This window comes from Brucella intermedia LMG 3301, assembly GCF_000182645.1.
Lineage (GTDB): Bacteria > Pseudomonadota > Alphaproteobacteria > Rhizobiales > Rhizobiaceae > Brucella > Brucella intermedia.
Genome location: NZ_ACQA01000002.1, coordinates 139,570 through 165,153 on the forward strand (window position 1 = coordinate 139,570; position 25,584 = coordinate 165,153).

Here is a 25,584-nt window from a genome sequence, read left to right on the forward strand (position 1 = left end):
AGGGATAAATGTTTCCACCCGTTCCCAATCCTAGCGTCCAGCCGCAACAGCCGCGTTTCGGTGACAAGGACCTGATCAGGCGGTCGGCGTCGAATGTGACGCCGCCTGCCGAGCGCCAGACCGAGGTGGCGAAGCTCATAGACGTGTCGAAGTGCATCGGCTGCAAGGCCTGCCAGTCGGCCTGCGCCGAATGGAACGATACGCATGAGGAAGTGGGCATCAATGTCGGCGTCTATGACAATCCGCACGACCTGACGCCCGACACCTTCACGCTGATGCGCTTTACCGAGTGGGACAATCCCGATACCGGCAATCTGGAATGGCTCATCCGCAAGGATGGCTGCATGCATTGCGAAGACCCCGGCTGTCTCAAGGCCTGCCCGGCGCCCGGTGCAATCGTGCAATATTCCAACGGCATCGTCGATTTCATCCACGATAACTGCATCGGTTGCGGCTATTGCATCAAGGGTTGTCCGTTCAACATCCCGCGCGTTTCCGAGGTCACCAACAAGGCCTATAAATGCACGCTCTGCTCCGACCGCATCGCGGTAGGGCAGGGACCGGCCTGCGCCAAGGCCTGCCCCACACAGGCCATCGTCTACGGCACCAAGGACGAAATGAAGGAATGGGCCGACGGACGCATCAAGGACCTGAAATCGCGTGGCTTTGAGAATGCCGGGCTCTACGATCCGCCGGGCGTTGGCGGCACCCATGTCATGTATGTGCTGCACCATGCCGACCGGCCCGAACTCTATGCCAACCTGCCGAACAATCCGCGCATCAGCCCGGTTGTCGAGGCGTGGAAGGGCGTGTCCAAATATGCGGGCATGGCTGTCATGGGGCTGGCCGCCGCAGCGGGTCTGCTGCACTATATCTTCAAGGGGCCGAATGTCGTGACAGAGCACGACGAGGAACAGGCCGAAAAGCTCACGGGGGAAAAAAGCTCATGAGCAGGACCGACTTTGACGATGTTGAGCGCGGCGACGGCATAGAACCCGGCCCGCCGGTCAGGGTGCACCGCTATTCCGGCGGCGCGCGCATCAATCACTGGATCACCGCCGCCAGCCTGGTGCTGCTGGCCCTTTCCGGCCTTGCAATGTTCCACCCGTGGCTGTTTTTCCTGTCGGGCCTGTTTGGCGGCGGGCAGTGGACACGCGCCATCCATCCATGGATCGGCGTTGTCCTGTTCTTCAGCTTTCTCGGCCTTTTCCTGCGCTTCTGGAGCGCCAATCTGTGGAAGCGCGAAGACAGCCAATGGCTGTCGCAGGCCAATGACGTGATTGCCGGCAATGAGGAAAAGCTGCCTGAAGTCGGCAAATATAATGCCGGTCAGAAGCTTGTTTTCTGGTCCATGTCGCTTCTGATCGTGATCCTGATCGTGTCCGGCCTGATGATCTGGAACGAATATTTCGGCTCCTATACCAGCATCAACCAGCAGCGCTGGGCCTTGTTCGTTCACTCCATGGCGGCGGTTGCGGCCATCTGCGTCTGGATCGTGCATGTCTATGCCGCGATCTGGGTCAAGGGCACGATCCATGCGATGACACGCGGCACGGTGACGGGCGGCTGGGCCTGGCGGCACCATCGCAAGTGGCTGCGCGAACTGACATCGAAGCAGAAGGCGAAGCAGGGCAGCGGCAAGCCTGCCGCCTAGAGCGGCATGCTTTCAAATTGAAGCTTCATCTCGCCCCAGGCTTTTGTTTGAGCATGATTTCCCTGCGTAGCCGGTCTCCGCTTTTCGGAATCATGCTCTGAACTTCGCGCCTTCCGGGTTGCATTTCCCGGCAGGCACCTCAGAATGACGTTATTCAGTGGTCCACGTGGCCCGTTGGGTTCGTGAGGAGTGACATGGCAGGCAAGAAAGATCTGGTGCCGGACCCGACGGTCATCGGCGAAATATCGGCCCCACCCTTCGTGCAACTGCCGGACCCCGGCGCGCTTTTTGCCAGACGGGCGGAGCGCCTGCGTATTCTGGCTTCGGTCAGCCCGCTGAAACCCTATCTGGAATTCATCGCTGATCTGAGCGAGGCGCAGTCCGAAATAGACGCCGGGCTCGGCCCTGTCGCTGCGCGGCAGGAGAATGATCGGGGACGCGAATTCGGGATGCCCTCGATCGATCGTGCGGATGCCGCATCGGATGCGGGGCTTCACACCATCTTCGACCGGCTCTTCGAGCGCGCCCGCAATATCGCCAAGCCGCAGGACGCCGCCGATGCGCTGGAGCGTGTGGCGGGCAGCGATGCGAATGAACGTCGCCGGATGGTCGAGGCGATCTTTGCCGGCGTTCTGCCGCCTGACGCAATTGCCGAGCACATCTATATCTGGGCGGGATTGCAGCTTCATCTTGCGCGGCTCGCCTCGGCGCTCGACCCGAAGTCGGTGAAGCCGGTTGCCGATGGCGTCTGCCCCGCTTGCGGCAGCATGCCGTCAAGCTCCATGGTCGTCGGCTGGCACGGTGCGCATGGCGCGCGCTTCTGCTCCTGTTCCGTCTGCAACACGCTCTGGCACTATGTGCGGATCAAATGCACGTGCTGCGGGTCCACAAAAGGCATCGGCTACAAGGAAGTCGAAGAAGGCGGCGGCGTCATCAAGGCCGAAACCTGCGATGAATGCGAAAGCTGGGTCAAGATCATCTATCAGCAGCTATCCTCGGATGCCGATCCGGTGGCCGACGATGTTGCAAGCCTCGGCCTGGACATGCTGATGCGCGAGACGCCTTACAGGCGGGGTGGTTTCTCCCCGCTTCTCGCCGGATTGTGAGGCAGCATGGACCAGATCAAATCGTCGCTGCGCCATCTTCCTTCCGTGGATGCCATCCTGCAAATGCCCGCGCTTGCCGCAGCATTGGAGAGCTTTGGCCATGCTTCGGTGGCGGAAGCCGTGCGGAAGGTGCTGGGAAATGAGCGTGAGGCGGTGAAGTCCGGCGCCGCGCCTTCCAGCAACGTGCTTTTGGCGGAGCGGGTTATTCACCTGCTCGAAGCATCCGGCCAGTCGAGCCTGCGCCCCTTGTTCAACCTGACTGGAACGGTCCTGCACACCAATCTCGGGCGCGCCATTCTGGCCGAAGCCGCAATCGAGGCTGCGACGCAAGCCATGCGGCAGGCGGTTTCTCTTGAGTTCGACCTTTCTTCCGGCGCGCGCGGCGAGCGTGACGATCATCTGCGCGCGCTTGTCTGCGAACTGACCGGGGCAGAGGATGCCACCATCGTCAACAACAACGCGGCGGCGGTGCTTCTGGTGCTGAACAGCCTTGCAGCGGGAAAGGAAGCCATTGTTTCGCGTGGCGAACTGATCGAGATCGGCGGTGCTTTCCGCATGCCGGATATCATGACCCGCGCCGGTACGCGGCTTGTCGAAGTTGGCACCACCAACCGCACCCATCCGCGCGATTACGAGAATGCGATCAACTCCGATACGGGTCTGGTGCTGAAGGTCCACACCTCCAACTATCGGATCGAGGGGTTCACGCGCGAAGTCACTGCCCCGGAACTTGCAGCAATCGCGCAGGCGAGGGGCGTGCCGCTGGTCAACGATCTCGGCTCCGGCACGCTGGCCGACCTGACAGCTTTCGGTCTGGCACATGAGCCGACGGTGCGCGAGGCAGTGGCCGAAGGCGCTGATATCATCACTTTTTCCGGCGACAAGCTTCTCGGCGGGCCGCAGGCGGGGTTCGTCGTCGGGCGGCGCGATCTGATCGCCCACATCAACAGGAACCCGATGAAGCGCGCCTTGCGGGTCGACAAGATCAGGCTTGCAGCGCTTGAGGCGACGCTCAAACTTTATCGCAACCCGCAGCGGCTTGCGGAAAAACTGCCGACCTTGCGTTATCTGGCGCGCCCGCAGGCAGAAATTGCCGCGCAGGCGGAAAGGCTCAAACCCGCGCTGGAAAAGGTGCTCGGGCCCGCTTTCACCGTCACGGTGACGGAGTGCGCCAGCCAGATCGGCTCCGGGGCCTTGCCGCTTTCGACCGTGCCAAGCGCCGGTCTGTCGATTGCACCGAAGGACGGCAGCGGCTCCGCGCTGACAGCGCTTGGCGCTTCGCTGCGCGCGCTGCCTCTCCCGGTCATCGGGCGGATAGAAAAGGGCGCGCTCGTGCTCGACTTGCGCTGTCTTGACGACGAAAGCAGTTTCATCGGGAACCTGTCATCCTATGCGGCTTGCTGATCTCTTCGCCCGCAAAACGAAGCAGGACACGACGGCGCAGGCGCTGGAAAAGGCGCTTGCGGCTGCAAAGACGGGTGATTACGCAACGGCGCTTTCCATCTGGGAGCCGCTGGCCCGTAGCGGCAATGCCCGTGCGCAGAACAATATCGGGGCCTGTTTTGCAGGCGGCATGGGCGTCGAGAAGAATATCGGCCTCGCGCAGCGCTGGCTGACCCTTTCCGCCGCCGCTGGCGATGCTTCCGGCCAGCGCAATCTCGCTTCCCTGCTTTTCAAGGGCGAAGGCATCGAAGCCGATTACCCGGAAGCTGCGCGGCTCTACCGCCTTGCCGCCGAACAGGGTGACGCGCAGGCGCAGGACATGCTGAGCTGGATGCTCATCGAGGGCGAGGTGATTTCCGCCGATCCGGTGGAGGCGCGTGAATGGGCGCTGAAGGCAGCCGAAGGCGGCGTTGCCGCAGCCATGACGCGGCTTGGCATGATCTACCATAATGCCCTCGGTGTGCCGCGTGATCCGTCCCGGGCGGTCTACTGGTGGCGAAAGGCCGCCGACGCGGGCGATGCCGACGGGCAGGCCATGCTGGGGGCGGCGCTGCACCTCGGCATGGGCGTGGAACGCGATCCTTTGGCGGCTTACGATTATCTGCAGCGCGCAAGGACGGGCGGCAGCGCGCTTGCCGCGCCTTTCATCGAGGCAGCGCGCAGCGCACTGGACGAGCAACCATGATCGTTGGAACGGCGGGGCATATCGACCATGGCAAGACCGCGCTGGTGCGCGCGCTTACACAGGTGGATACGGACCGGCTGAAAGAGGAAAAGGCGCGGGGCATTTCCATCGATCTCGGCTTTGCCTATCTGCCGTTGTCCGGCGACGAAAAGGATATACTGGGCTTTGTCGACGTGCCGGGGCACGAGAAGTTCGTGCATACGATGCTGGCCGGGGCGGCGAGCATCGATTTCGTCATGCTGGTTGTCGCCGCCGATGACGGCATCATGCCGCAAACCCGCGAACATCTGGCAATCGTCAATCTGCTCGGCATCCGGCGCGGTGTTGCCGTCATTACCAAATCCGACCTTGCCGCGCCCGACCGCCTTGCGGAAGTGGAAACCGCTATCCGCAACGAACTGGCGCTGACGGGGCTTGTCGATATTCCCGTTCTGGCGGTTTCCACCGTGTCCGGTGCCGGGATCGACGATCTCAGAACCATGCTGGAGGCGCAGGCCCATGCGGTTGGCGAGCGGCAGGCGAACGGACGTTTTCGTCTGGCCGTGGATCGTTCCTTCACGCTGAAGGGCGCGGGTACGGTCGTCACTGGCACGGTGCTTTCCGGCAAGGTCGCCATCGGCGATCATCTGGCGATCAGCCCGGCTGGAAAAGAAGCGCGGGTCCGGACCATTCATGCGCAGAACCGGCCGAGCGAAACCGCGCAGGCGGGTGATCGCTGCGCGCTCAATCTGGCAGGCGAAGGCATATCGAAAGAGGCGGTGCATCGCGGCGACATGCTGGTGTCGCCCCCTCTGCATCGTCCCACGGACCGCATCGATGCTTCGCTGCAAATATTGCCTTCCGAGAAAAAGCCGATAGGCCAGTGGTTTCCTGCGCGCCTACATCATGCGTCGGCGGAAGTTGGCGCGCGCATCGTGCCTTTGCGGGGCGGCGAGCTTCGGCCCGGGAGCGAAGACCGGGTGCAAATGGTTCTGGATCGCCCCCTTGCCGTGGCCGCCGGAGACCGTTTCGTCATCCGGGATGTGTCCGCGCAACGAACCATCGGGGGCGGACGTTTTCTCGATCTGCGTCCGCCGCAGCGCAAGCGCCGCAGCCCCGAGCGCATGGCGCAACTCGACGCCCATTCCATCGATGATCCCGTGCAGGCGGCGCGGGCGCTGCTGTCCGTCGAACCATATTATCTGGATGCGACGGCCTTCCAGCGCGACCGGGCGCTGGCCGACGATCCGCAGGCACTGGCGCAGGCGCTCGATGCGGTGATGCTGCCGCAGGCGAATTCCGTGCTCCTGCTGTTGCCGGAGCGATGGAATGCGCTGCGGGACGAGATTGTGGCGCGGCTCGGTGCTTTCCACACGGAGAACCCGGACCTGATTGGCATGGGTGTGGAGCGGCTGCGCTTGCTGTTGAAGCCGCGCCTGCCTGCTCCGGCCTTCCGCGCCGCCATTGCTGCACTCATCGAGGCGGACCTGTTGCGGCTCGACGGTGCCTGGCTGCGCCTGCGCGATCATGAAGTGACGATGAGCGATGCCGACGACGCGCTCTGGCAGCGCATCGCGCCGCTTCTTGGCGGCGATGCCCGTTTTCGCCCGCCGCGCGTGCGCGATATTGCGGGTCTGCTGGATGAGCGGGAGGAAGATATCCGCCGCCTGCTCAAGCTTGCCGGGCGCATGGGCCGGGTGCATGAAGTGGCGCACGACCATTTTTTCCTCCGCGCAACGATTGCCGAGATGATCGGAATATTGTCGGACATGGACGCGGCTTTCGACAGCGGCTGGTTTATCGCTGCGCGATTTCGCGACCGGGTCGACAGCGGCCGCAAGGTGGCGATCCAGATACTGGAATTCTTCGACCGCAACAGCGTTACGATAAGGCGCGGAGACATGCGCCGCCTCAACCGCCGCAAGCTCGACCTGTTTGGCGATTTTGCGCAAGGGGAAACGCAACAAACGGGAGGAGCCCTGTGAAAACCTTTTCAACAACCATGTGCCTGATACTGGTTCTGGCTGTCGCAGGCGGTTGCGCAAACCGAGCCTGCAATGAATGGCCGGGCACCTGCATCATTCAATGATCGGCCAGTTGTCCAGATTGACGCTTCGATTGCTGGTGCGGTAGGAATGAGGAGTAAGTGAAATGGTGGCAGCCGGGCAGAAACGGCCTCTCGTCGCGGCCACCTGAGACGAATTTATGGAATGAATCAATATCTGGAAGGGATGCATGCCCGGTGGCATGTCCGGACTTCAAATCCGGGAGGGGCCGATAGACGGTCTTTGGTGGGTTCGACTCCCATTCTCTTCCGCCATTCGGCTTTTCCGATCATCTCGAACGCACGATGCCCATCACATTGCGCACCACTTCGTCCTGAAGCGGGCGCTGCTTCTCGATGTTGAAATGGCCGATATCCTTCATGCCTGAAAAATCGCGGTTGTCGAGGCTTCCCCTGAAACGTGGCCCGGCCGTCAGCGGCAGGCCCCAGCCGTGCTCCTTGAAATAGAAGTTCACCACACGTCTTATATTGCCGGGCAGGGGGGCGGGAGCGGTAGCGGCAAAGGTCGCCATATAGGCAACCTGGATGCCCTTCTTTTCAAGCGCCGCTGCAATATCGATAACGGCATTGGCGCCCAGCGAATGGCCGATCAGCACCACCGGCGCACGCGGATTGTTTCTCTGGTCGGTGAGAATCCGGTTCAGCACAAAACGCCATGCCTGATGCCCCTCGACATGCGCATCGACGCCGTTGGCCTGCAACTGCTTGCCGATCTCGTCGATGCCGGTGGAGAAGATATCCCCGAAGCCGCGCAGGAGGTAGACATCGGCCTGCGGCGCCGTTCGGGAAGGCGTTCTGGGCGCTGCCTGGGCCGCGCCCCCACAGAAGGCGAGCGCCGCCCCCGCAAAGATCAGGCTGCGGCGGGTCATTTTCGAATGCAAACTATCGGGCTTTGAAACCATCTTCGACTACCTGTTGGGGCACGTTCGAAAATGGCTTTCGAACGGAACGCATCGAAAGAGTATTTAGAGCGCCGATCCGCTTCGGCCAAATCACTAGAACTTGAGCTATATTTTGATCTTCGGGATGACGCGGCCCGTCCTGCGCGCATAGTCGTCATAGGATGCGCCGAACGCCGCGCGCATCATCGCCTCCTCGTGGCCGACCCGGTAGAAATAGAGGATGGCGACACCGACAAGGCCCGCCAACCCCGCAAACCAGTTCGGAAGCAGGCAGAACTGCGCAATCGCCCACAGCCAGAACGACAGATACATCGGGTGGCGGACATATTTATAGAGCCCTTCGGTCACCAGCTTGTGCTCGCGGCGGATTTCAAGCGAGACCGACCAGTTCTTGCCGAGCTGCCGGTGGCTTGCATAAAAAAGCCAGAGGAAGGCGATCTCGACAATCACCCCGATCCAGGCCAGCCACGGCTGGAAGGCATAGTCAGCAAAGGCTGGAAAGCCGGTTGCGACATAGACGATCGGGATCAGCGACAGGCCGACAGTCGCCGCCCCCAGCGCCAGCCTGTCGGCCAGCGTCCTTGCATCCTTCGCAACCTTGATCTTGCGCGCGCGCCGCTGGTGCGGAATGCGGATGACGACCCAGGCGACAAGCCCGATACTCCAGACGATTGCAGCCAGTGTCGGTGTCATTCGGCAACAGTTTCCTTCCTTGGCAGGGCGCCGATTATGCGGTCGTCGGTCCGTTCCCGAAGCGAGACCGGCCCACAGCAGATTTGAAAGAAATCATACCAATAGGGCTTCGTATTTCCGAATACATATTGATAATGCACGCGAAAAAGGTTCCGCTTCACACGCCGGTAGATTTCCGGCTGCAGCATTTCCTTTATGCGCACCGTCCGCGTGACGGGAAAGGATCGCTGCGCATCCCGCTTCAAACCCATCTCGGCCACGGGGTCGGTCTTGTAGAAGTTGATCGCATCGGTCAGGCACTGGATTTCCACCCAGTCGATCCCGCCATCGTCCACCAGCCGCTGCACGCCCTCGCGAAAATGCCCGCCCGCCGGATGGTAACCGGCCTTGAGCGCGGTCGATCCGAGCGTGAGGACCGTCACCTTCGGCGCATGGCTGCTGAATTCCGGATCGATGGCAAGGCAGCGCGCGGCAACATCCAGCATCAGCATGCCGCCGGTGCTGTGGCCGATCAGGATGACTTCATCATAATGTTTCGCCGCGGTGCGCTCGACAATGCCGGCTGCGAAGCGCTGCATCAGGGATTCTGCATCCCGCCGCCGCCCGCGAATGAAATTGAGCGAGAACGACCAGAGGTCCATCAGGTGGTTGGTGGACCATCTTTTGCCCAGAATGGCGAGCGCCGCGAAAAAAACCGCAAGGCCGACGAGCCAGCTCAGTGCGCCGAGCCACTGGACCGTCCATCGCGCCACCGCATAGCCCGCAACGGCGAACAGGGCCAGCACGAGAAAAGGATAGAGAAAATAAAGCCCGAAGCGCCAGGCCTTGGCAAAGAAGCGGAAGGCGGTGCCGGTCAGGACGAAATCCCCGAAGGCGGCGAGATATTTGGCGAGCCTGACCGGCAGCGGACGGTCGAAATCCGCGAGCACGATCTTGTCCAGAACGAGAAAATTGAAGTCGGTCTGGGTCGCCCATCCATCATCGGCGGAGGCCGTCGCGATCGCGACGGAGCCGATCTCGCCGTCCGGCGACACGCTGACATCCGAAACGTCGGAACGAACGCTCCACAGTGCCTCGAACCGTTTGATTTCTCTGTTCAATCGTCCAAAAAACGCCTCCGGCGTTTTCGGATCATAGCCGCCAATGAAGAAGACAGCGCGTTGTCGAACCGGTTGCTTCATGGGCAAACCGTAATTTGGGGCTTTCGGATTGTCGAGATCATTACCGCTCATCCCCAGAAAAACCGGTTGAATTCGAAAGCCTATCTCATGTCGGCCACTATCTCATGTCGACCAGGCCACGCCTTATGGCTTCCCGCGTTGCCTCGGCCCGCGACGACACGCTGAGCTTCTGGTAGATGGCCTTCACATAATCGCTGACCGTATGTTCCGACAGTCCAAGCTTGCGGGCGATTTCGCCGTTGCGCTGTCCGGTGCCTATCTCCTTCAGCACTTCGGTTTCCCGGCGCGAAAGATGGATGAACTCGCCGTTCGGCTCCGCTGCCGCAGGCTGGTTGGATATGGCCTTCACGCGCGCCACCAGATTGAGCCGGGCGCGGATCGTGAGGATGAGGACATCGAAATCGATCGGCTTGGTCAGGTAATCGTCGGCACCGGCCTCCCTGCCGGTCAGCTCGTGGCTGCGGTCGGCAAGCGCGGTCAGGAACAGGAATGGCGTTCCGGCAAGGTCGGTGCGGGAACTGCGGATCTGTTCCAGAAATTGCAGGCCGTTGGTGCCGGGCATCAATATATCGCAGATGATGATGTCGGGCGTCGTCGTGTCCAGCACGCGCAGCGCTTCGGTCGCATTGGCCGCGCCAATGGCGTTGAACCCCGAAGTGCCCAGTTCATCGATCAGTTCTTCCAGAATATGGGTTTCGTCCTCGATGCAGAGGACGGTCGGCTGGGGGAGGATTTCAGGCAGTCGCATGCTGGGCCACCTTTGGTAGAGTGAGGATGAATACCGTACCTTGTCCTTCAATCGAAGTGAAGACAAGCGTTCCGCCGTGCAATTCGGCGAGCGCGCGCGACAGGCTGAGGCCCAGGCCGGTGCCCGCCATGTGCGATGCGTTGCTGGCGCGGAAAAAGCGCGTGAATATGCGATCCGCTTCCTCCGCCGGTATGCCGATACCGTGGTCGCGGACGATGCAGCGGAATTCGTTCTCGTCTTCTTCCGTGGTCACTTCGATGGGCTTGCCGGCGGGCGAATATTTGGTGGCGTTGCCAAGCAGGTTGACAAGAATCTGCTCGACCAGAATGCCGTCGCAGTAACAGAACGTCTCGCTGTCCTGAATGTCCGTCACCAGTTCCAGCTCGGGATGCAGCTCCTGATGATAGGCGCAGGTGTTGCGCACCAGTTCGGAGAAATCGACCGGCTGGCGGTTGATCTGGAACCCGCTTTCATCAAGGCGTTCCGCATTGGCGGTGCTTTCCAGAAGCAGGATCAGGCGGCGGCTGGCGTTGCGCATCCGCTTGGCCTTGTCGATGATGATTTCGGGCGTGAACTCGTCGGCGCGGCGGATGAAGCGCTGGGCGATGATGTCGATGATCGATACGGGCGTGCGGAACTGGTGCGAAACCGTGGTGATGAAGCTCTTGTAGAGTTCCTTGGCCTTGCGCTCGCTTTCCAGCGCCTCGCGCAGGGCGGCGGTGCGGTCGGCGACGGTCTGTTCGAGTTGCTGCTTGTACTCCTGCAATGCCTTGTGGGCGCGCTCGGCCTTGCGCATGTTGGAAACCACCTGCCAGGACAGGATGGCGCCCGTCGCCATGATGCCCAGCACCGCGAACATGATCAGGTAGATCGACTGCAATTGCTGGTCGCGCTGCGCACCGCCATGGTCCTGCTCCACGATCGTCGCGTCATCGGCAACCTTGGTCAGTTCATCGCGCATGGGCACCAGCGCCCGATAGATGGCTATAGGGTCGAATTGTTCCGGCCCGGCCTTGATCATCGCCTCGATCTGGGGAAGCCGGTCGGTATTGCGCTGGATGATTTCGGCAGCGCCCGGAATACGGGCGAAATATTTCTTCTGCGGCCCGTCGGCCAGAAGCGCGAAACGGCTGTAAAGAACGTCGAGGCGGAGCGAGAGATCGGCGGTGTCGGTGCTGCCCGCCGGCATTGTCAGCGCCGTTTCGGCCAGGCGTCCGGCGTCGCGTTCGGTCTTGGTGATGGCCCAGACCATGTTCTCGCCGGTATAGGTCGCCAGCGATTTCTGGATCTGGAGAAGCTGGCTGAATGCATAAGCGAGCAGGGCCGCAAAACCTGCCATGACAAGGCCGGAGAGAATATAGCCCCGCTTGATTCTCATTTCGCCTCGATCTGCTTCACCTGCCATGCCCAGCGGTGATCATAGCGCGAATCGTTCAGTTCCTGATGCTGGTCACGCGGATAGACGATCCAGTATGGTCCCTTGTCGCGCAGGCTCAGCTCCCGGCCGTTCATCCTGCGCGCCACAAGGACATTGTACTTGTAGGCGTCCTCCAGCGGAATGCTGATACTGTAATCGTTGAGCGCAAGAATGGTGATCGAACGGTTGGGGGCGTTCTTACCGTCCACACCCACCGTTGCCAGCACGTCGCGCAGCAGCACGCCGTCGAAATTCTGCGGACCTTCGGTCCAGGCGGTGTTGGTCTGCAACGTATTCTGCGGCAACTGCGTGAAGTCGTCATTGCTCAATACGCGCGTCGTTCCATCGGGGGCGATGACGGTCAGCGTGATGGTCACCGTCGCAGGCGATGCAGCAGGAGCCGCGCCTGTGGAAAGGATGATTTGGCAGACGGCGAAAAGCGCGATCAGTGCCGGGAGCGCCAGAAGACGCCGGAAAGCGAACATCCAGTTTGCGCATGACACGTGAGGTATCTCCAGAAACGAACGAATGCGAATGCAGCGAAGCTTAAAAGGGAGGATGCCCGAAATTTCAAGAATCTCCTGAGTTTGGCGGACGAAATTCCCCTTCAAAAGCGTCAATTCGCACATAACACTGAAAAAGTCTGGTCCAATTTCAAATAAATATCAAACGGTTTCATAAAGTCTTTCAAAATCTACCGGCTGCTGAAAGTCATTGCCGGAAAAGTGGGTCAGTTCTTCTTTCTAACCTACCCCCCTGAATAGGGGAATTGTTTTTCGCTACTAGAGCGTCCACTAAATAACCGTCGGCCTGTTGGGGCTTAGGAGGCTGACGCAAAAAATTGGGCGGGGGCTGCTTATCGACCGCGGGGAGTCGGGGTCGATAGGCAGCCAAACCAGTCCGGACAGCGCGGAAGCGGCGATAACGGTTACTCTCGAAGCGAAGCGTTTCGAGCTACGAATAAAAACCGGTCCCGCATTCTGGGTCGCTTCCAGGGCAAAATGGCCGACAGGCATCTGGTCGAGCCTAGAACCTGCCGTTCAGGTTCCTCGAACAGAGCGAGCTTGCAACTCTTTCGCGTCCTTCATCTGAAGGGCGCGCTTTTTTTTGCCCTGTTTCAATTTCAGAAAAAAGTGACGACCGGCGTTGCGGCGCGATCGTCACGAATCAGGATGGGCTATCCGGTTCCCGGCTTTCCGGCGGTTATTTCTGTTCCGGAGCCGTTGTCTGGATGCTTGCAGTGGTCTGCGGCTTCTCCATTTTCGTGGAGGATTGAGCACTGTGATAGGTGCAGTCTGCCATCGCGCCGGTAACCGACAGAGCGAGGACAGCGGTAGTCACGAATACGACTTTCATGTCTGTCTCCCTATAATTTGGGTATGGCATTGCAGCGGAGAGTTTAGCAGAGCGGACCCCTCCTGTCGCATCACATCATCCCCAAAATGCCATTTGCCGCATTTTCGCCATGATTTTGTCGGGCGTTCGCCACAAGTTTTGGTGGGAAAAAGTCATGGTTTGCCGCGAAAAAACGCATCCGGCGCGAAAATCGCGCCGGTTCACGGTTCTGCCTTGATTTGATTTCGGCCCGGTCAGGAGGCGCAGCGGTTGACCACGGCGCGCTTGCCGCCCATCGACAGGAACGAGATATGCAGCGTCTGTCCGACGGGTGAAATGGTGATGTTTTCCTTCGACTGCTGCCCGTTGGCCGTGCAGGACATCGAGACGGTAAAGGTGCCTTCGTAATTGTTCATGCGCGTGACCGAGCACTGGCCGTCGCGGCTGTCGAAACGCTCGCCGGAAATGGCGAATCGCTGGCCGTCAGGGCTGCACCAGTTGCCGGTGATGGGGGTGGGATCGACCGGCGGTCTGGCGGGGGAGGCGCTTGCCGAAGGACCGGGCGTCGTTTCGGAACATGCTGCCAGGGCGGTGGCAGCGAGGACGAGGGCAAGCAAACCGGACTTCTGCAACGATCTTCTCCTTCATGCAGCGGACAAAGCCTCCTCTTAAGAAACCGATTCGGGCGATATCGCGACGGCAGAAGGCCAATCCACAACGAAGTAAGGGCCGGATTGCTCCGGCCCTTCTGTGGAAGGCGATGGAAGGAGACGCCGGGATTATTCCCCCGGCGCCAGATGCGGGGCCTCGATCTTCGCGCCTGCATGTTTCAACGGGCGCTCGCCGGAGAGCTTGCGGATCAGCACATAGAACACCGGCGTCATGAAGATGCCGAAGGCGGTCACGCCGATCATGCCTGCAAAGACCGCGATGCCCATGGCCGAGCGCATTTCCGCACCGGCGCCGGTCGACGTTACCAGAGGCACCACGCCCATGATGAACGCCATCGATGTCATCAGGATCGGACGCAGGCGCAACCGGCTTGCCTCGACCGCCGCCTGCACGACGCCTCGTCCTGAAAGCTCCAGTTCGCGGGCGAATTCCACGATCAGGATCGCGTTCTTCGCCGACAGCCCCACAAGGACTATCAAGCCGATCTGGGTAAAGACGTTGTTGTCGCCTCCTGTCAGCCAGACGCCGGTGAGTGCGGCCATGATCCCCATCGGCACGATCATGATGATCGACAGCGGCAGGGCAAGGCTTTCATACTGCGCGGCCAGAACCAGATAGACGAGCAGCAGCGCCAGCGGGAAGACGAGGAAACCGGAGCTGCCAGCCAGAATCTGCTGGTAGGTCAGATCCGTCCACTCGAAGGTGATGCCGGGCGGCAAGGTTTCCTCCGCGATCCGTTCAATGGCAGCCTGCGCCTGACCGGACGAGAAGCCGGGGGCGGGATTGCCGTTGATATCGGCGGAAAGGAAGCCGTTATAACGGATGGCGCGTTCCGCACCCACGGTCTGCTCGACTTTCAGAAGCGCCGACAGCGGGATCATCTCGCCGGACTGCGAACGCACCTTCAGCTTGCCGATATCCTCGGCATGGCTGCGATAATTCGCATCGGCCTGAATGCGCACGCTGTAGGTGCGTCCGAAGGCATTGAAGTCGTTGACATAGAGCGAACCCAGATAAATCTGCAGGGTTTCAAACACGTCGGTCACCGCCACGCCAAGCTGTCGCGCCTTCACGCGGTCCAGATCGGCATAAAGCTGCGGCACGTTGATCTGGTAGCTCGAATAGAGACCAGCCAGTTCCGGCGTCTGATAGGCCTTGGCGAGAAACGCCTTGGTCGCATCGTCAAGCGCCTTGAAGCCAAGCCCGTTGCGATCCTCAAGCTGGAGCTTGAAGCCGCCTGTCGTGCCGAGACCCTGAACGGGCGGCGGCGGGAACATGGCGATGAAGGCATCCTGAATGGCGCCGTATTGCTGGTTCAGCTCCATGGTGATGGCATTGGCCGACAGTTCCGGGGTCTTGCGCTCCTCGAACGACTTCAGCGTCACGAAAACGATGCCGGAGTTCGACGAGTTGGTGAAACCGTTGATTGACAGGCCGGGGAAGGCGATGGCATTGGCCACGCCCGGATGCTTGAGCGCAATGTCGCTCATGCGACGGATCACATCTTCCGACCGGTCGAGCGTTGCCGCATCCGGCAATTGCGCGAAGCCAATCAGATATTGCTTGTCCTGCGCCGGAACGAAGCCGCCGGGCACCGCGCGGAACAGGACGAAGGTGACGCCGAGCAGCACGACATAGAGGCCCATGACCAGCGACTTGCGCGAGAGGATGCTGCCGACACCGCGTCCATAGGCTTCCGAACTTGCACCGAAGAAACGGTTGAAGCCACGGAAGAACCAGCCGAACAGCTTGTCCATGATGCGGGTGAGCCGATCCTTCGGCGCATCGTGACCGCGCAGCAACAGTGCCGCGAGGGCAGGCGAAAGCGTCAGCGAATTGAAGGCCGAGATCACCGTCGAGATTGCGATGGTGAGCGCGAACTGACGGTAGAACTGGCCTGTCAGGCCGGTGATGAAGGCAAGTGGTACGAAGACCGCGACCAGCACCAGCGCAATGGCGATGATCGGCCCGGACACTTCCTGCATGGCGCGATAGGTTGCCTCGACCGGCGACAGCCCCTGTTCGATGTTGCGCTCGACATTTTCCACCACCACGATGGCGTCGTCGACCACGATGCCAATGGCAAGCACCAGGCCGAAAAGGCTGAGTGCATTGATGGAGAAGCCGAACACATACATCACCGCAAACGTGCCGACGATGGAAACGGGAACGGCAACCAGCGGAATGATGGAGGCGCGCCATGTCTGCAGGAACAGGATGACGACGATGACCACCAGCACGATGGCTTCGAGCAGCGTATGGATGACCGACTCGATGGAAGCCTTCACAAACCCGGTCGTGTCATAGACGATGTCGAAATCCACGCCTTCCGGCATGGTTTTCTTCAGGTCCGCCATGGCCGCATGGACGTTTTCGGAAATGTCCAGCGCATTGGAACCGGGCGACTGGAACACGCCCATGCCGACCGCGAGCTTGTTGTCGAGCAGCGAGCGCAGCGAATAATCGGCGGCGCCCATTTCGACGCGCGCCACATCGCCCAGCCGGGTGATTTCGCCTTCATTGCCTGACTTCACGACAATATTGGCGAATTCTTCCGGCGACTGGAGACGGCCCTGCGCATTGACGGAAAGTTGCAGGTCGAGACCGGAAACGGACGGCGATGCGCCGATGACGCCGGCAGCGGCCTGAACGTTCTGCTGGCGGATGGCATTGGCGATGTCGCTTGCGGAAAGACCGCGTTCGGCGGCCTTCTGCGGGTCGATCCAGACGCGCATCGAATAATCGCCGCCGCCGAATATCTGCACCTGACCGACGCCCGGGATACGGGCGATACGGTCCTTGACGTTCAGAACCGCATAGTTGCGCAGATAGTTCACGTCATACCGGCCATCGGGCGAGATGATATGGACGACGAGCGTCAGGTCGGGCGAGCTCTTGGCGGTCGTGACGCCAAGCGTGCGCACCTCTTCCGGCAGGCGCGGTTCAGCCTGCGAAATACGGTTCTGCACCAGCTGCTGGGCCTGATCGGGATCGGTGCCGAGCGCGAAGGTGACCGTCAGCGTCATGACGCCATCGGCGGTCGCCTGGCTCTGCATGTAGAGCATGCCCTCGACGCCGTTGATCTGTTCTTCAAGCGGCGTGGCGACGGTTTCGGAAATGACGGCAGGGTTGGCGCCCGGATATTGCGCGCGAACCACGATCTGCGGCGGCACGACTTCCGGATATTCCGAGATCGGCAGACCTGTCATGCCGATCAGACCGGCAACGAAGATCAGGACCGACAGAACGCCAGCGAAGACCGGCCGGTCGACGAAAAAGCGTGAGAAGTTCATCTGTTTATCCCCCTTAGAGCGCCGTGCGTTCGGTCGAACGCACAAAGGACGCTCTAATTGTTTGGGTCTGGGCATCGTGCTTTCCAAAAATCGAAATCGATTTTTGGGCCGATGCCGTGGCGGATGGGCAAAGACTCTCCCGGCCCGCGAAATCGGCAGATTTCGCGGGTTGCTGAGGCTGAGCATTTGCGGTTAGCGCGCGCTCAGGCGCGCCGTTTTAATTCAGTTTTTGGCAAGTGTTTCGGTGACGGGTTGCGGTGCGACGACCACGCCCGGACGAATGCGCTGCAGGCCGTTCACGACGATATTCTCGCCGGGCTTCAACCCGCTTTCGATGATGCGCAGGCCGTCATAATTGCGTCCCAGAACCACCTGTCGGTATTCGACCTTGTTATCGGCCCCGACCACGAAGACGAATTTCTTGTCCTGATCGGAGGCAATGGCGCGGTCGCTCACCACCAGCTTTTCATCCGGTTCCGGTTCGCCGAAGCGGATGCGGACAAACTGGCCGGGAATGAGCCTGCCGTCCGGATTGTCGATTGCGGCGCGAACGCGGATCGTGCCGGTCGTGGCATCGACCTCATTGTTGATGAGCTGGATATGACCGGAAATCGGGGTGCCTTCATCGGAAGCGGTGCCGATCTGGACCGGAATGCGCTCGATGGCGTTTCCGCCGGGCGAGGCTGCAAGCTTGGCAAGCGCCTTGGTGACGACTTCCTCATTGGCGCTGAAGCTTGCATAGATCGGATCGACCGAAACAAGCGTGGTCAGGACCGGCGAGGCGGAACTTGCGGCAACCAGATTGCCTGCCGTTACTTCCAGCCGCCCGACGCGGCCGGAAATCGGCGCGCGCACTTCCGTATATTGAAGATCGAGCTCGGCGGTACGAAGGGCCGCCTTGGCTGAACGCAGGCTTGCCTGCGCCTCGTCATAGGCGCTGGACCGCTGGTCGAGGCCGCTCTGGGCGATGGTGCGGGTGGTGACGAGCTGGCGTCCGCGTTCCAGTTCCGTCTTGGCCAGCGCAACGCGGGCCTCTTCGGCTGAAACCTGTGCCTTCGCCTTTTCCACCGCCGCTGCATAGGGCTCGGGATCGATGGTGACGAGCAGATCGCCCTGTTTCACCAGAGCGCCTTCGCGGAAATGGGCTTTCAGGATTGCGCCGCCGACGCGCGGGCGAATTTCAACCCGGTCGATCGCTTCCAGACGACCGGAAAATTCTTCCCAGGTCGCAATGCGGCGCGATTCCGCCCTGGCGACGGAAACCGGCACGGCAGGCGGGGGAGCGGAAATATCGGTTGCGGCATCGGCCTTGAGGTGGGGCGCGCCGAAGAGAATGGCGCCGCCGCCAGCTGCAGACAATAGGATACTCAGGCCGGCGCCCCATAGGGCCCGGCGGGCTGTAATCGATGTCATTGTTGTATCTCCTGCAGCATAACCCGACCGGAGAGGTTCGGTCTGATTATGCTTTCAATCAAGGAGGTTAGAGCTTCGCTCTAACCGGTGGGGGCCGGCTTCATTGGGGCATCAGGTCAAAGCTTGGGAGGACTTTAAAACTGATGTCATGCTGCGATTGCCTTTGCTCCTGCCTGCCGGAAGAAATCGGAAAACAGGTCTACAAGTTTGTGCTCCTGTGGCGACCAGTCGGTGCCCGCCACCTTGTTTTCAGGTATCCAGCCGGCTTTTCCGGGCAGGACATGCGATTGGACCTTCACGCCCGCCTGACGAAGACGCTCGGCATAGGCCTGCGTTTCATCACGCATCGGGCACTGGGCGCTGGTGACAAGCAAAGTGGGTGCCAGACCAGCAAGACGGGTACACAAGGCGGGCGCGGCATAGGGGTGGGTGAAACCCGCACACTCGCCCAGATAATGCTGCCAGCCATCCGACATCGTCTTGACGGCGCTTTCCGGGCAATATTTGCGGAAAGACGCCGTGGCGAGGCAGGGGTCGAGCATGGGCGAAAGCAGTATCTGACCCTTGAGATCGGTCAGATATTGATCGCGCGCCATCAGGGCCACGCCGGCAGCAAGGTTGCCGCCCGCCTCTTCACCGGCGACGAACAGCATCGACTTCTTGTGCGCAAACTCCGGGCAGCGCGCGCGCATCGAAGTCAGGATGGAATAGACTATCTCAAGCGCCGCCGGGAACGGGTTGAGACAGGCTGACGAATATTCCGGCGACACGACCACCGCACCCGCCTCGGCAAGTGTTTCGGCGACGCGCTCGCAGGCGCCCAGACAACTGGCCGAGAAAGCGCCACCGTGAAGGTGCAGCACCACCGGCGGCGGGGAGAGCAGCTTTGTCCCCCGGTAGATGCGCGCCTTGCAGGTGCAGTCGCCCGCCTGTCCCTGGGCTTGACCATGAAGTCGCCCATGAACCTGCAACGTCTCTACACTAAACTTCTCGCACATCTTTTCTGGCCTTCATGTATAAAGCGGTTCTGTCACACGGAATCGTCCAGACCGCCCTATCCATTCTATTTCCACGTATTTCCGAACGCAAAACCGTTTCACGCTTCCGGTCCGAAAATGATGCGTCTGGAGCAGGACACGCCTATATATGGTTCGCGCCCACGCTCCGGCTGTTTGCTGCGCCGCATTCATGCCTGTCAGGTGATCTCCACCGGGCTGCACGATGCGCCGGAGCATTTCTGTCTGAACGGAATCGTCGGAAATGCTCTGGCTGTATTCACGCAAGTCCTTGCCCCAAAACCGGTTCCCACTTTTGGGGGACATGCGCTAGCGGCAAACTGCCATGATCAGATATTATCATTGTCTATGAACTGGAATAGTCCCCTATAATTGGTTACACTGTCCAGAATCTCGAACAATAACGGCTTTTTGATAATGGACCAGCTTTCGGCCATGCGCGCCTTTCTCCGGGTTGTCGAAACCGGGAATTTCACGCGCGCCTCCGCCTCGCTCAACATGCCCAAGGCAACGATCAGCAATCTCATTCAGGGATTGGAAGCCCATCTTGGTACGAAGCTCCTCAATCGCACCACCCGCCGCGTTCTGGTGACGCCGGACGGCGCGCTCTATTACGAGCGTGCGGCCCGTTTGCTCGCCGATCTTGCCGAACTCGACGGCAGCCTGTCTAGCGCGCAGACCTTGCCCAAGGGGCGCCTGCGCGTCGAAATGGCGGGCGCGGTCGCCAATCTCATCATCATTCCGGCGCTGATGGAGTTTCACCAGCGCTATCCCGATATCCAGATCGATCTCGGCGTGTCGGACCGGCCTGTCGATTATGTGGCGGAGAATGTCGATTGCGCCATTCGCATCGGGGAGCTGGCCGACCAGTCGCTGATTGCGCGCCGCATCGGCGACATGCATTTCATCGCCTGCGCTTCCGCCGAATATCTCGACCGTTGCTCCACGCCGCTTCACCCGTCGGACCTCAGCCGTGACTGTACTGTGGTCGGCTATTTCCGGCCATCGACCGGCCAGCAGATGCCGTTCCGCTTCAGGAAGGGGACGGAGGAGATCGAGGTCAACGGGCGCTATGTGGTGGCGGCGAACGAATCGACCACCTATCTTGCCGCCGCGCGGGCCGGGCTCGGCGTGGTGCAGGCGCCCTTGTTCATGGTGAAGGACGATATCGCCAGCGGCACGCTGCGCCCCGTCCTGCAGGAATGGGAGATAGAGCCGACGCCGATCTATCTGGTCTATCCGCCCAACCGGCATCTGAGCAACCGCCTGCGCGTCTTCGCCGACTGGGTGGTCAAGACCGTCGCGAGGTCACAGCTCAACGGGAGTTAGCGTGCGCAGCGCCGCTTGTTGAGCCGGACCTTGATCTTGTCGGGAGAGGTGCTTTTCGCCTTGTGGCCGGACGAGACGATATGCGCGCGCACTGTGCAGTCGCCGGCCAGCACCTCGAAATTGTTGGAGCGGATATACATCACCGTATTGATAGGCTGGCCGGGCAACTTCTGTGCCACGGCGTTGACCACCGCTGTGACTTCTCTGGCGCGCTGGCTGGAACTGCCGTCGCTGGCGGCGAGCGCCGGGCTCTGCGCGGATGAAAATGCGAATATGCCCGCAAACAGAAAAGCAGTTTTAGCTTTCTTCATTGGCATGGCCTCCGATTGAGCTGGAATTGAATGGACCAACATAGGCCCCAATTGCGTCAATACCAGTCCCGGACCAGTACCTTTTAACGGTTCTTTGTCTCGCTTATTCCGTTTGCGATGCGCTTGACGGTGGTCGCGGCCAGAAGCAGGCAAAGGAGCGGTTGCAGCCAGAACATCCAGTCCGGCAAGGTGCCGTCGATGGCGATCCAGGCACCAAGCACGCCGAAGACCACGGCGCGGTCGCTCTTGCCCATCGGGCCGTCATAACGGCGGCTCGCACCCACGGAAGCCCCGGCAAGACCGGCAAATTCCGTCAGCGTGGCAAGGAATATGACCGCGAAAATCCACGGGCCGGTGAACGGGGCGACCAGCGCGAAAGGGGCATAGAGCGCCGCGTCGGAAACCACATCGCCGATCTCGTTGAGATAGGCGCCCAGCGTCGATTTCTGCCCATGTTCGCGCGCCAGCATTCCATCGACGGCGTTCAGGGCCATGCGGAGGAACAGCCAGACCGGGACGAGCGCAAACCATGCCGCATTTCCGCTCCACGCCAGAAAAGCCCCAAGTATGATCGAGACGAGCGCGGCGGCGACTGTAACCTGATTGGCGGTTACACCGCCTGCGGCAAGTCGCACGACCAGCGGCCTCAGTAAATTCTGGAAACGCGACTTGAGTTGATAAACGGACATCAAGAATCTCTTGGGAAACGAAGAATAAGTATTGAACAGCTATTTGCGGTTCGCTCCAGCTCGTTTAAGCAAACATTTTGTTTCACTCAATAGAAATTGGGGGCAGCCGCCTCGCGAGGAAACGCTGTGGAGAGGGATGCATGGACGAGCAGGCAGTAAAACCGCATCGCGTGGCGCAGGAAAGCCGGTTCGCGACCCATGACGGCACGTCGCTGTTCTACCGTTTCTGGCCGGCGCTTTCCGGAAAGCCGAAAGGCGTCATCGTCCTGCTGCATCGCGGGCACGAGCATAGCGGCCGTGTCGCGCACCTCGTCGATGAGCTGGGGCTGGATGACTACGCCTTCTATGCCTGGGATGCGCGCGGCCACGGCCAGTCGCCGGGCGTGCGCGGCTTCTCGCCATCCTTCGGCGCGTCGATCCGCGATCTCGACAGTTTCGTCACCCATATCCGGCGGGAAACCAGCGCGGCCATCGAGGACGTGGCAATCATCGCGCAGAGCGTCGGTGCGGTGCTTGCTGCCGCATGGGTGCATGACTATGCGCCGAATATCCGGGCGCTGGTGCTGGCTTCGCCCGCCTTCGACATCAAGCTCTATGTGCCATTCGCCAAGGAAGGCATCGGCCTGTGGCAGAAGCTGAAAGGCACTTTCTACGTCAATTCCTACGTCAAGCCGCAGTTCCTGACCCACGATCCGGAACGCATCGAATCCTATCGCACCGATCCGCTGATCGCACGGCCCATTGCATCGCATATCCTGCTGCAACTCTACGAGACGGCGAAGCGCGTGGTGGACGATGCGCGGGCGATTACCGTTCCGACGCAACTGCTCATCTCCGGCAGCGATTTCGTCGTGCGCCCCGCGCCGCAACATCGCTTCTTCGAGAACCTCGGCAGCCGCATCAAGGAGCGGCACGTGCTCAAGGGCTTCTACCACGACACGCTGGGCGAGCGGGATCGCAAACCGGCCATCGAACGCATTCATGATTTCATCGAGGCGCGCTTTGCCGAAGCGCCGCAGCGCGCCGACCTGACGGAAGCGCATATTGCAGGCCACACGCGCGACGAGGCGGACCGGCTGTCGACCCCGCTGCCGCTTCTGACGGCGCAGGGGCTTTACTGGGCGTCGACGCGGGCTTCGATAGCCTTCGGCGCACTGTTTTCGGAAGGGCTGAAAGTCGGCAGGCGCACCGGCTTCGATTCCGGTTCGACGCTCGATTACGTTTATGAGAACGAAGCGCGCGGTATTGGACCGGGCGGCAAGCTCATCGACAGGCAGTTTCTGGAAGCGATCGGCTGGCGGGGCATCCGGCAGCGCAAGGTGCATCTGGAAGAACTGATCGGCGTGGCGATCAACCGGCTGAAGAGCGAAGGCCGCTCGACCAATATTCTTGATATTGCCTGCGGCCATGGCCGCTACGTGATCGACGCGGTGGTGCGCGCCGGCGCGATGCCGGACAGCATCCATCTGCGCGACTATTCGCCGATCAATGTGCTGGCGGGCAACAAGCTCATCAGGGATCGCGGGCTGGAGGCCATTGCCCATATGGAAGAGGGCGATGCTTTCAACGAGGAAAGCCTTGCCGCTGTCACGCCGCAGCCGGACCTTGCCATCGTGTCCGGTCTTTACGAGCTTTTCCCCGACAATGCACTGATCAATCGTTCGCTGTCGGGGCTTGCCCGCGTGCAGAAGCCCGGCGCACTGCTGATCTACACCAACCAGCCATGGCATCCGCAGCTTGAAATGATCGCGCGGGCGCTGACCTCGCATCGCGGCGGCGAGGCATGGGTGATGCGCCGCCGCACGCAGGGCGAGATGGACCAGCTTGTCGAAAAGGCAGGCTATCGCAAGATCGAACAGCGCATCGATCAGTGGGGCATTTTCACCGTCTCGATTGCAGAGCGGGTCGGAGACGGCAAGGCGTGACGGTGCATCTGACGGAACGCGAGGGATATTCGCGGCGGCCCGTGGTCCGTCGCGCCATCCTTTGGCTTCTGTTTCTCGCTCCCTTCTTCTACCTGACATACGGCACGGCCAACTGGCTCGCATCGCAGCAAAGCCATGTGCCGAACCTTGCCTTCGCGTGGGAAAACCGGGTTCCGTTCATCGCGTGGAGCATCGTGCCCTATTGGTCGGTCAATCTGTTCTACGCGGTCGCGCTGTTCGTCAATGACAGTCCGGAACAGGTGGACCGGCTGGCGAAGCGTTATCTGGCGGCTCAGATCATCGCTGTTCTCTGCTTCGTCGCCTTTCCGCTGACGGCGACCTTCGTAAAACCGGCAACGGCTGGCATTCCGGGCTTCATGTTCGATGTGCTCGGCGGTTTCGACAAACCCTTCAATCAGGCACCTTCGCTGCATATCGCGCTTCTGATCATCATCTGGGACCAGATGCGCCGCGTGATGGGCGGCGCCGTGCGCGTGGTCTGGCATGTCTGGTGCCTGCTGATCGGCCTGTCGGTGCTGACCACCTATCAGCACCACGCGGTCGATATTCCGGCAGGCGCTTTGCTCGGCCTGTTTGCCCTGTGGCTTTTTCCGCGTAGTGGGTCGTCACCATTTGCCGGTTTTCAGTTGACCACGAACCCAAAAGCGCGTCGGCTGGGTCTATATTATCTGGCGGGCGCTGTGCTTTTTCTCGCGCTCGGCATTCATGGCCTCAGCATGACTGGCTATGCGATCTTCTGGCTTTGGCCCGCAACCGCGCTGGCCATCGTGGCGCTTGGCTATTTCGGGGCCGGTGCTGGCATTTTCCAGAAGCAGACGGATGGATCGGTCAGTCTTGCAAGCCGCTGGCTCCTTTGGCCCTATCGTCTTTTTGCCGGGCTGAATGTGCGGTTCTGGACCCGCAGGCTGCCGCCGCATGTGGAGCTTGCCGACGGGGTGTTTCTGGGGCGTTTTCCTAGAGCCGCAGAACTTTCATCCTTCGCGACCGTCATCGATCTGGCCGCTGAAATGGTGCCGCCGCCGCATGACGCGGAATGGAAGAGCTTTGCCGCGATCGATATGGTCGCGCCGCCATCGGAAAAAGTGCAACTGGCCGCCGATGCTGTTGAAGCGGCTCGCCATCACGGTCCGGTTCTCATCTGCTGCGCGCTCGGTTTCCAGCGCAGCGCCACGGTTGCGGTGGCCTGGCTCGTCTCGACTGGCCGCGTGGCCAATGCGCGAGAAGCAGAAACGCTGATCCGCGCCAAAGGCTGGCCCGTTCATCTGCATCTGGCGGGGGAGGCGGCATGAACGCGCCTGCATCCTCCACGGCGGTCTGGCTGCGCCGCAACGCCTTTCCCCGGCATTGCCGTCGCGGTGGTTCTTCTTGCGGTCGCGCCCTTCCTGCGCCCGGTGCACGATCTGGCTTTCTGGCTGATCTGGCCGCTGCTGCTTGCAAGCGCGCTGATCGTGCTCGGTATCGCGGCGCATCTTCTGTTCGATGCAGCGCTTTTCCGGCTGATTGCCGCTTCCGGCGAAACGGGCCTGAGCGAGGTGGACCGAATTCTGGAACGCATGGGCCTGCGCACCCATGCCGGTCCTGTTCGTCCGCTTGCGGCGAGGATCGAGGGTTCGCGGCGCATCGTGGAGCGCCTGCGGTTCTTCATGGGGGTTGAGATCGTGCTTTTCATTCTGCTGGCCGTGGTGCCATCGGGTCAGGGGCTGTGAC

Annotated in this window: 23 protein-coding genes and 1 tRNA gene; 11 read left to right on the forward strand and 13 right to left on the reverse strand. The window is 60.9% G+C overall.

The annotated features are described in order from the left end of the window. The first annotated feature begins 8 nt into the window (after positions 1–8). From fdxH to OINT_RS13190, 7 genes are all read left to right on the forward strand, one after another. Complete coding sequence (gene fdxH / locus OINT_RS13160) at positions 9–950, forward strand: formate dehydrogenase subunit beta (protein ID WP_006468326.1); 942 nt, start codon at positions 9–11, stop codon at positions 948–950. Next, positions 947–1,654 carry a formate dehydrogenase subunit gamma gene (locus OINT_RS13165; RefSeq protein ID WP_006468327.1) on the forward strand — a complete coding sequence of 236 codons (708 nt, stop codon included), beginning with the start codon at positions 947–949 and terminating at the stop codon, positions 1,652–1,654. Before fdxH ends, OINT_RS13165 begins: the two co-directional genes overlap by 4 nt. 194 nt (positions 1,655–1,848) lie before the next feature. Then, positions 1,849–2,760 (forward strand): formate dehydrogenase accessory protein FdhE, encoded by a 912-nt coding sequence (fdhE, locus tag OINT_RS13170; protein ID WP_006472066.1) that lies wholly within the window; start codon positions 1,849–1,851, stop codon positions 2,758–2,760. Between the two features lie 6 nt (positions 2,761–2,766). Beyond that, the gene (selA, locus tag OINT_RS13175; protein ID WP_006468329.1) at positions 2,767–4,164 is read left to right on the forward strand and encodes an L-seryl-tRNA(Sec) selenium transferase; all 1,398 of its coding nucleotides are present in this window, start codon (positions 2,767–2,769) and stop codon (positions 4,162–4,164) included. Next, positions 4,151–4,888 (forward strand): tetratricopeptide repeat protein, encoded by a 738-nt coding sequence (locus OINT_RS13180; protein WP_006472067.1) that lies wholly within the window; start codon positions 4,151–4,153, stop codon positions 4,886–4,888. Before selA ends, OINT_RS13180 begins: the two co-directional genes overlap by 14 nt. Continuing rightward, entirely contained in the window at positions 4,885–6,852 is a 1,968-nt protein-coding gene (selB, locus tag OINT_RS13185) for a selenocysteine-specific translation elongation factor (RefSeq protein ID WP_006468331.1), read from the forward strand. Before OINT_RS13180 ends, selB begins: the two co-directional genes overlap by 4 nt. 239 nt (positions 6,853–7,091) lie before the next feature. Continuing rightward, positions 7,092–7,187 (forward strand) — tRNA-Sec (locus OINT_RS13190). 14 nt (positions 7,188–7,201) lie between these two features. Here OINT_RS13190 and OINT_RS13195 read toward each other — a convergent pair. The 11 genes from OINT_RS13195 to OINT_RS13240 all read right to left on the reverse strand — a co-directional run bounded on the left by OINT_RS13195 (position 7,202) and on the right by OINT_RS13240 (position 19,584). Then, a complete protein-coding gene (locus tag OINT_RS13195; RefSeq protein WP_025092114.1) occupies positions 7,202–7,801 on the reverse strand; it encodes a thioesterase domain-containing protein in 600 nt (199 codons plus the stop codon). A gap of 138 nt (positions 7,802–7,939) precedes the next feature. Next, a complete protein-coding gene (locus OINT_RS13200) occupies positions 7,940–8,527 on the reverse strand; it encodes a protein-S-isoprenylcysteine O-methyltransferase (RefSeq protein ID WP_006468334.1) in 588 nt (195 codons plus the stop codon). Next, positions 8,524–9,708 carry an alpha/beta fold hydrolase gene (locus tag OINT_RS13205; RefSeq protein WP_006472069.1) on the reverse strand — a complete coding sequence of 395 codons (1,185 nt, stop codon included), beginning with the start codon at positions 9,706–9,708 and terminating at the stop codon, positions 8,524–8,526. The genes OINT_RS13200 and OINT_RS13205 overlap by 4 nt, the downstream gene beginning before the upstream one ends. A gap of 97 nt (positions 9,709–9,805) precedes the next feature. Continuing rightward, positions 9,806–10,456 carry a response regulator transcription factor gene (locus OINT_RS13210; protein WP_006472070.1) on the reverse strand — a complete coding sequence of 217 codons (651 nt, stop codon included), beginning with the start codon at positions 10,454–10,456 and terminating at the stop codon, positions 9,806–9,808. Next, positions 10,443–11,834, reverse strand: a complete 1,392-nt coding sequence (locus OINT_RS13215) for a sensor histidine kinase (RefSeq protein ID WP_006472071.1) — start codon at positions 11,832–11,834, stop codon at positions 10,443–10,445. The genes OINT_RS13210 and OINT_RS13215 overlap by 14 nt, the downstream gene beginning before the upstream one ends. After that, positions 11,831–12,376 (reverse strand): putative pterin-binding protein, encoded by a 546-nt coding sequence (locus OINT_RS13220; RefSeq protein WP_235691671.1) that lies wholly within the window; start codon positions 12,374–12,376, stop codon positions 11,831–11,833. The genes OINT_RS13215 and OINT_RS13220 overlap by 4 nt, the downstream gene beginning before the upstream one ends. A 700-nt stretch (positions 12,377–13,076) precedes the next feature. Further along, positions 13,077–13,229 (reverse strand): hypothetical protein, encoded by a 153-nt coding sequence (locus OINT_RS23860; protein WP_022570581.1) that lies wholly within the window; start codon positions 13,227–13,229, stop codon positions 13,077–13,079. Between the two features lie 233 nt (positions 13,230–13,462). Further along, positions 13,463–13,840, reverse strand: a complete 378-nt coding sequence (locus tag OINT_RS13225; RefSeq protein ID WP_006468342.1) for a hypothetical protein — start codon at positions 13,838–13,840, stop codon at positions 13,463–13,465. 147 nt (positions 13,841–13,987) lie between these two features. Next, positions 13,988–17,173: an efflux RND transporter permease subunit gene (locus OINT_RS13230; protein ID WP_006472072.1), complete on the reverse strand. Its 3,186-nt coding sequence runs from the start codon at positions 17,171–17,173 to the stop codon at positions 13,988–13,990. A 222-nt stretch (positions 17,174–17,395) separates the two neighbouring features. Next, the gene (locus tag OINT_RS13235) at positions 17,396–18,586 is read right to left on the reverse strand and encodes an efflux RND transporter periplasmic adaptor subunit (protein WP_006468344.1); all 1,191 of its coding nucleotides are present in this window, start codon (positions 18,584–18,586) and stop codon (positions 17,396–17,398) included. Between the two features lie 146 nt (positions 18,587–18,732). After that, the gene (locus tag OINT_RS13240) at positions 18,733–19,584 is read right to left on the reverse strand and encodes an alpha/beta hydrolase (protein WP_006468345.1); all 852 of its coding nucleotides are present in this window, start codon (positions 19,582–19,584) and stop codon (positions 18,733–18,735) included. A gap of 435 nt (positions 19,585–20,019) precedes the next feature. On the opposite strand from OINT_RS13240, the gene OINT_RS13245 reads away from it, so the two are divergent. Next, complete coding sequence (locus OINT_RS13245; RefSeq protein ID WP_006468346.1) at positions 20,020–20,931, forward strand: LysR family transcriptional regulator; 912 nt, start codon at positions 20,020–20,022, stop codon at positions 20,929–20,931. Here OINT_RS13245 and OINT_RS13250 read toward each other — a convergent pair. After that, positions 20,928–21,242 (reverse strand): hypothetical protein, encoded by a 315-nt coding sequence (locus tag OINT_RS13250; protein WP_006472074.1) that lies wholly within the window; start codon positions 21,240–21,242, stop codon positions 20,928–20,930. The two genes, OINT_RS13245 and OINT_RS13250, sit on opposite strands and share 4 nt — an antisense overlap. 83 nt (positions 21,243–21,325) lie before the next feature. Next, a complete protein-coding gene (locus tag OINT_RS13255) occupies positions 21,326–21,931 on the reverse strand; it encodes a CDP-alcohol phosphatidyltransferase family protein (RefSeq protein WP_006472075.1) in 606 nt (201 codons plus the stop codon). A 140-nt stretch (positions 21,932–22,071) separates the two neighbouring features. Between OINT_RS13255 and OINT_RS13260 the strand changes: the two genes are divergently transcribed. The 3 genes from OINT_RS13260 (at position 22,072) to OINT_RS13270 (ending at position 25,583) form a co-directional block, all read left to right on the forward strand. After that, positions 22,072–23,856 carry a bifunctional alpha/beta hydrolase/class I SAM-dependent methyltransferase gene (locus tag OINT_RS13260; protein WP_006472076.1) on the forward strand — a complete coding sequence of 595 codons (1,785 nt, stop codon included), beginning with the start codon at positions 22,072–22,074 and terminating at the stop codon, positions 23,854–23,856. After that, positions 23,853–25,166 carry a phosphatase PAP2/dual specificity phosphatase family protein gene (locus tag OINT_RS13265; RefSeq protein WP_006468350.1) on the forward strand — a complete coding sequence of 438 codons (1,314 nt, stop codon included), beginning with the start codon at positions 23,853–23,855 and terminating at the stop codon, positions 25,164–25,166. Before OINT_RS13260 ends, OINT_RS13265 begins: the two co-directional genes overlap by 4 nt. 66 nt (positions 25,167–25,232) lie before the next feature. Then, positions 25,233–25,583, forward strand: coding sequence for a hypothetical protein (locus OINT_RS13270; protein ID WP_006468351.1), 351 nt, complete (start codon positions 25,233–25,235; stop codon positions 25,581–25,583). Position 25,584 lies beyond the last annotated feature (1 nt).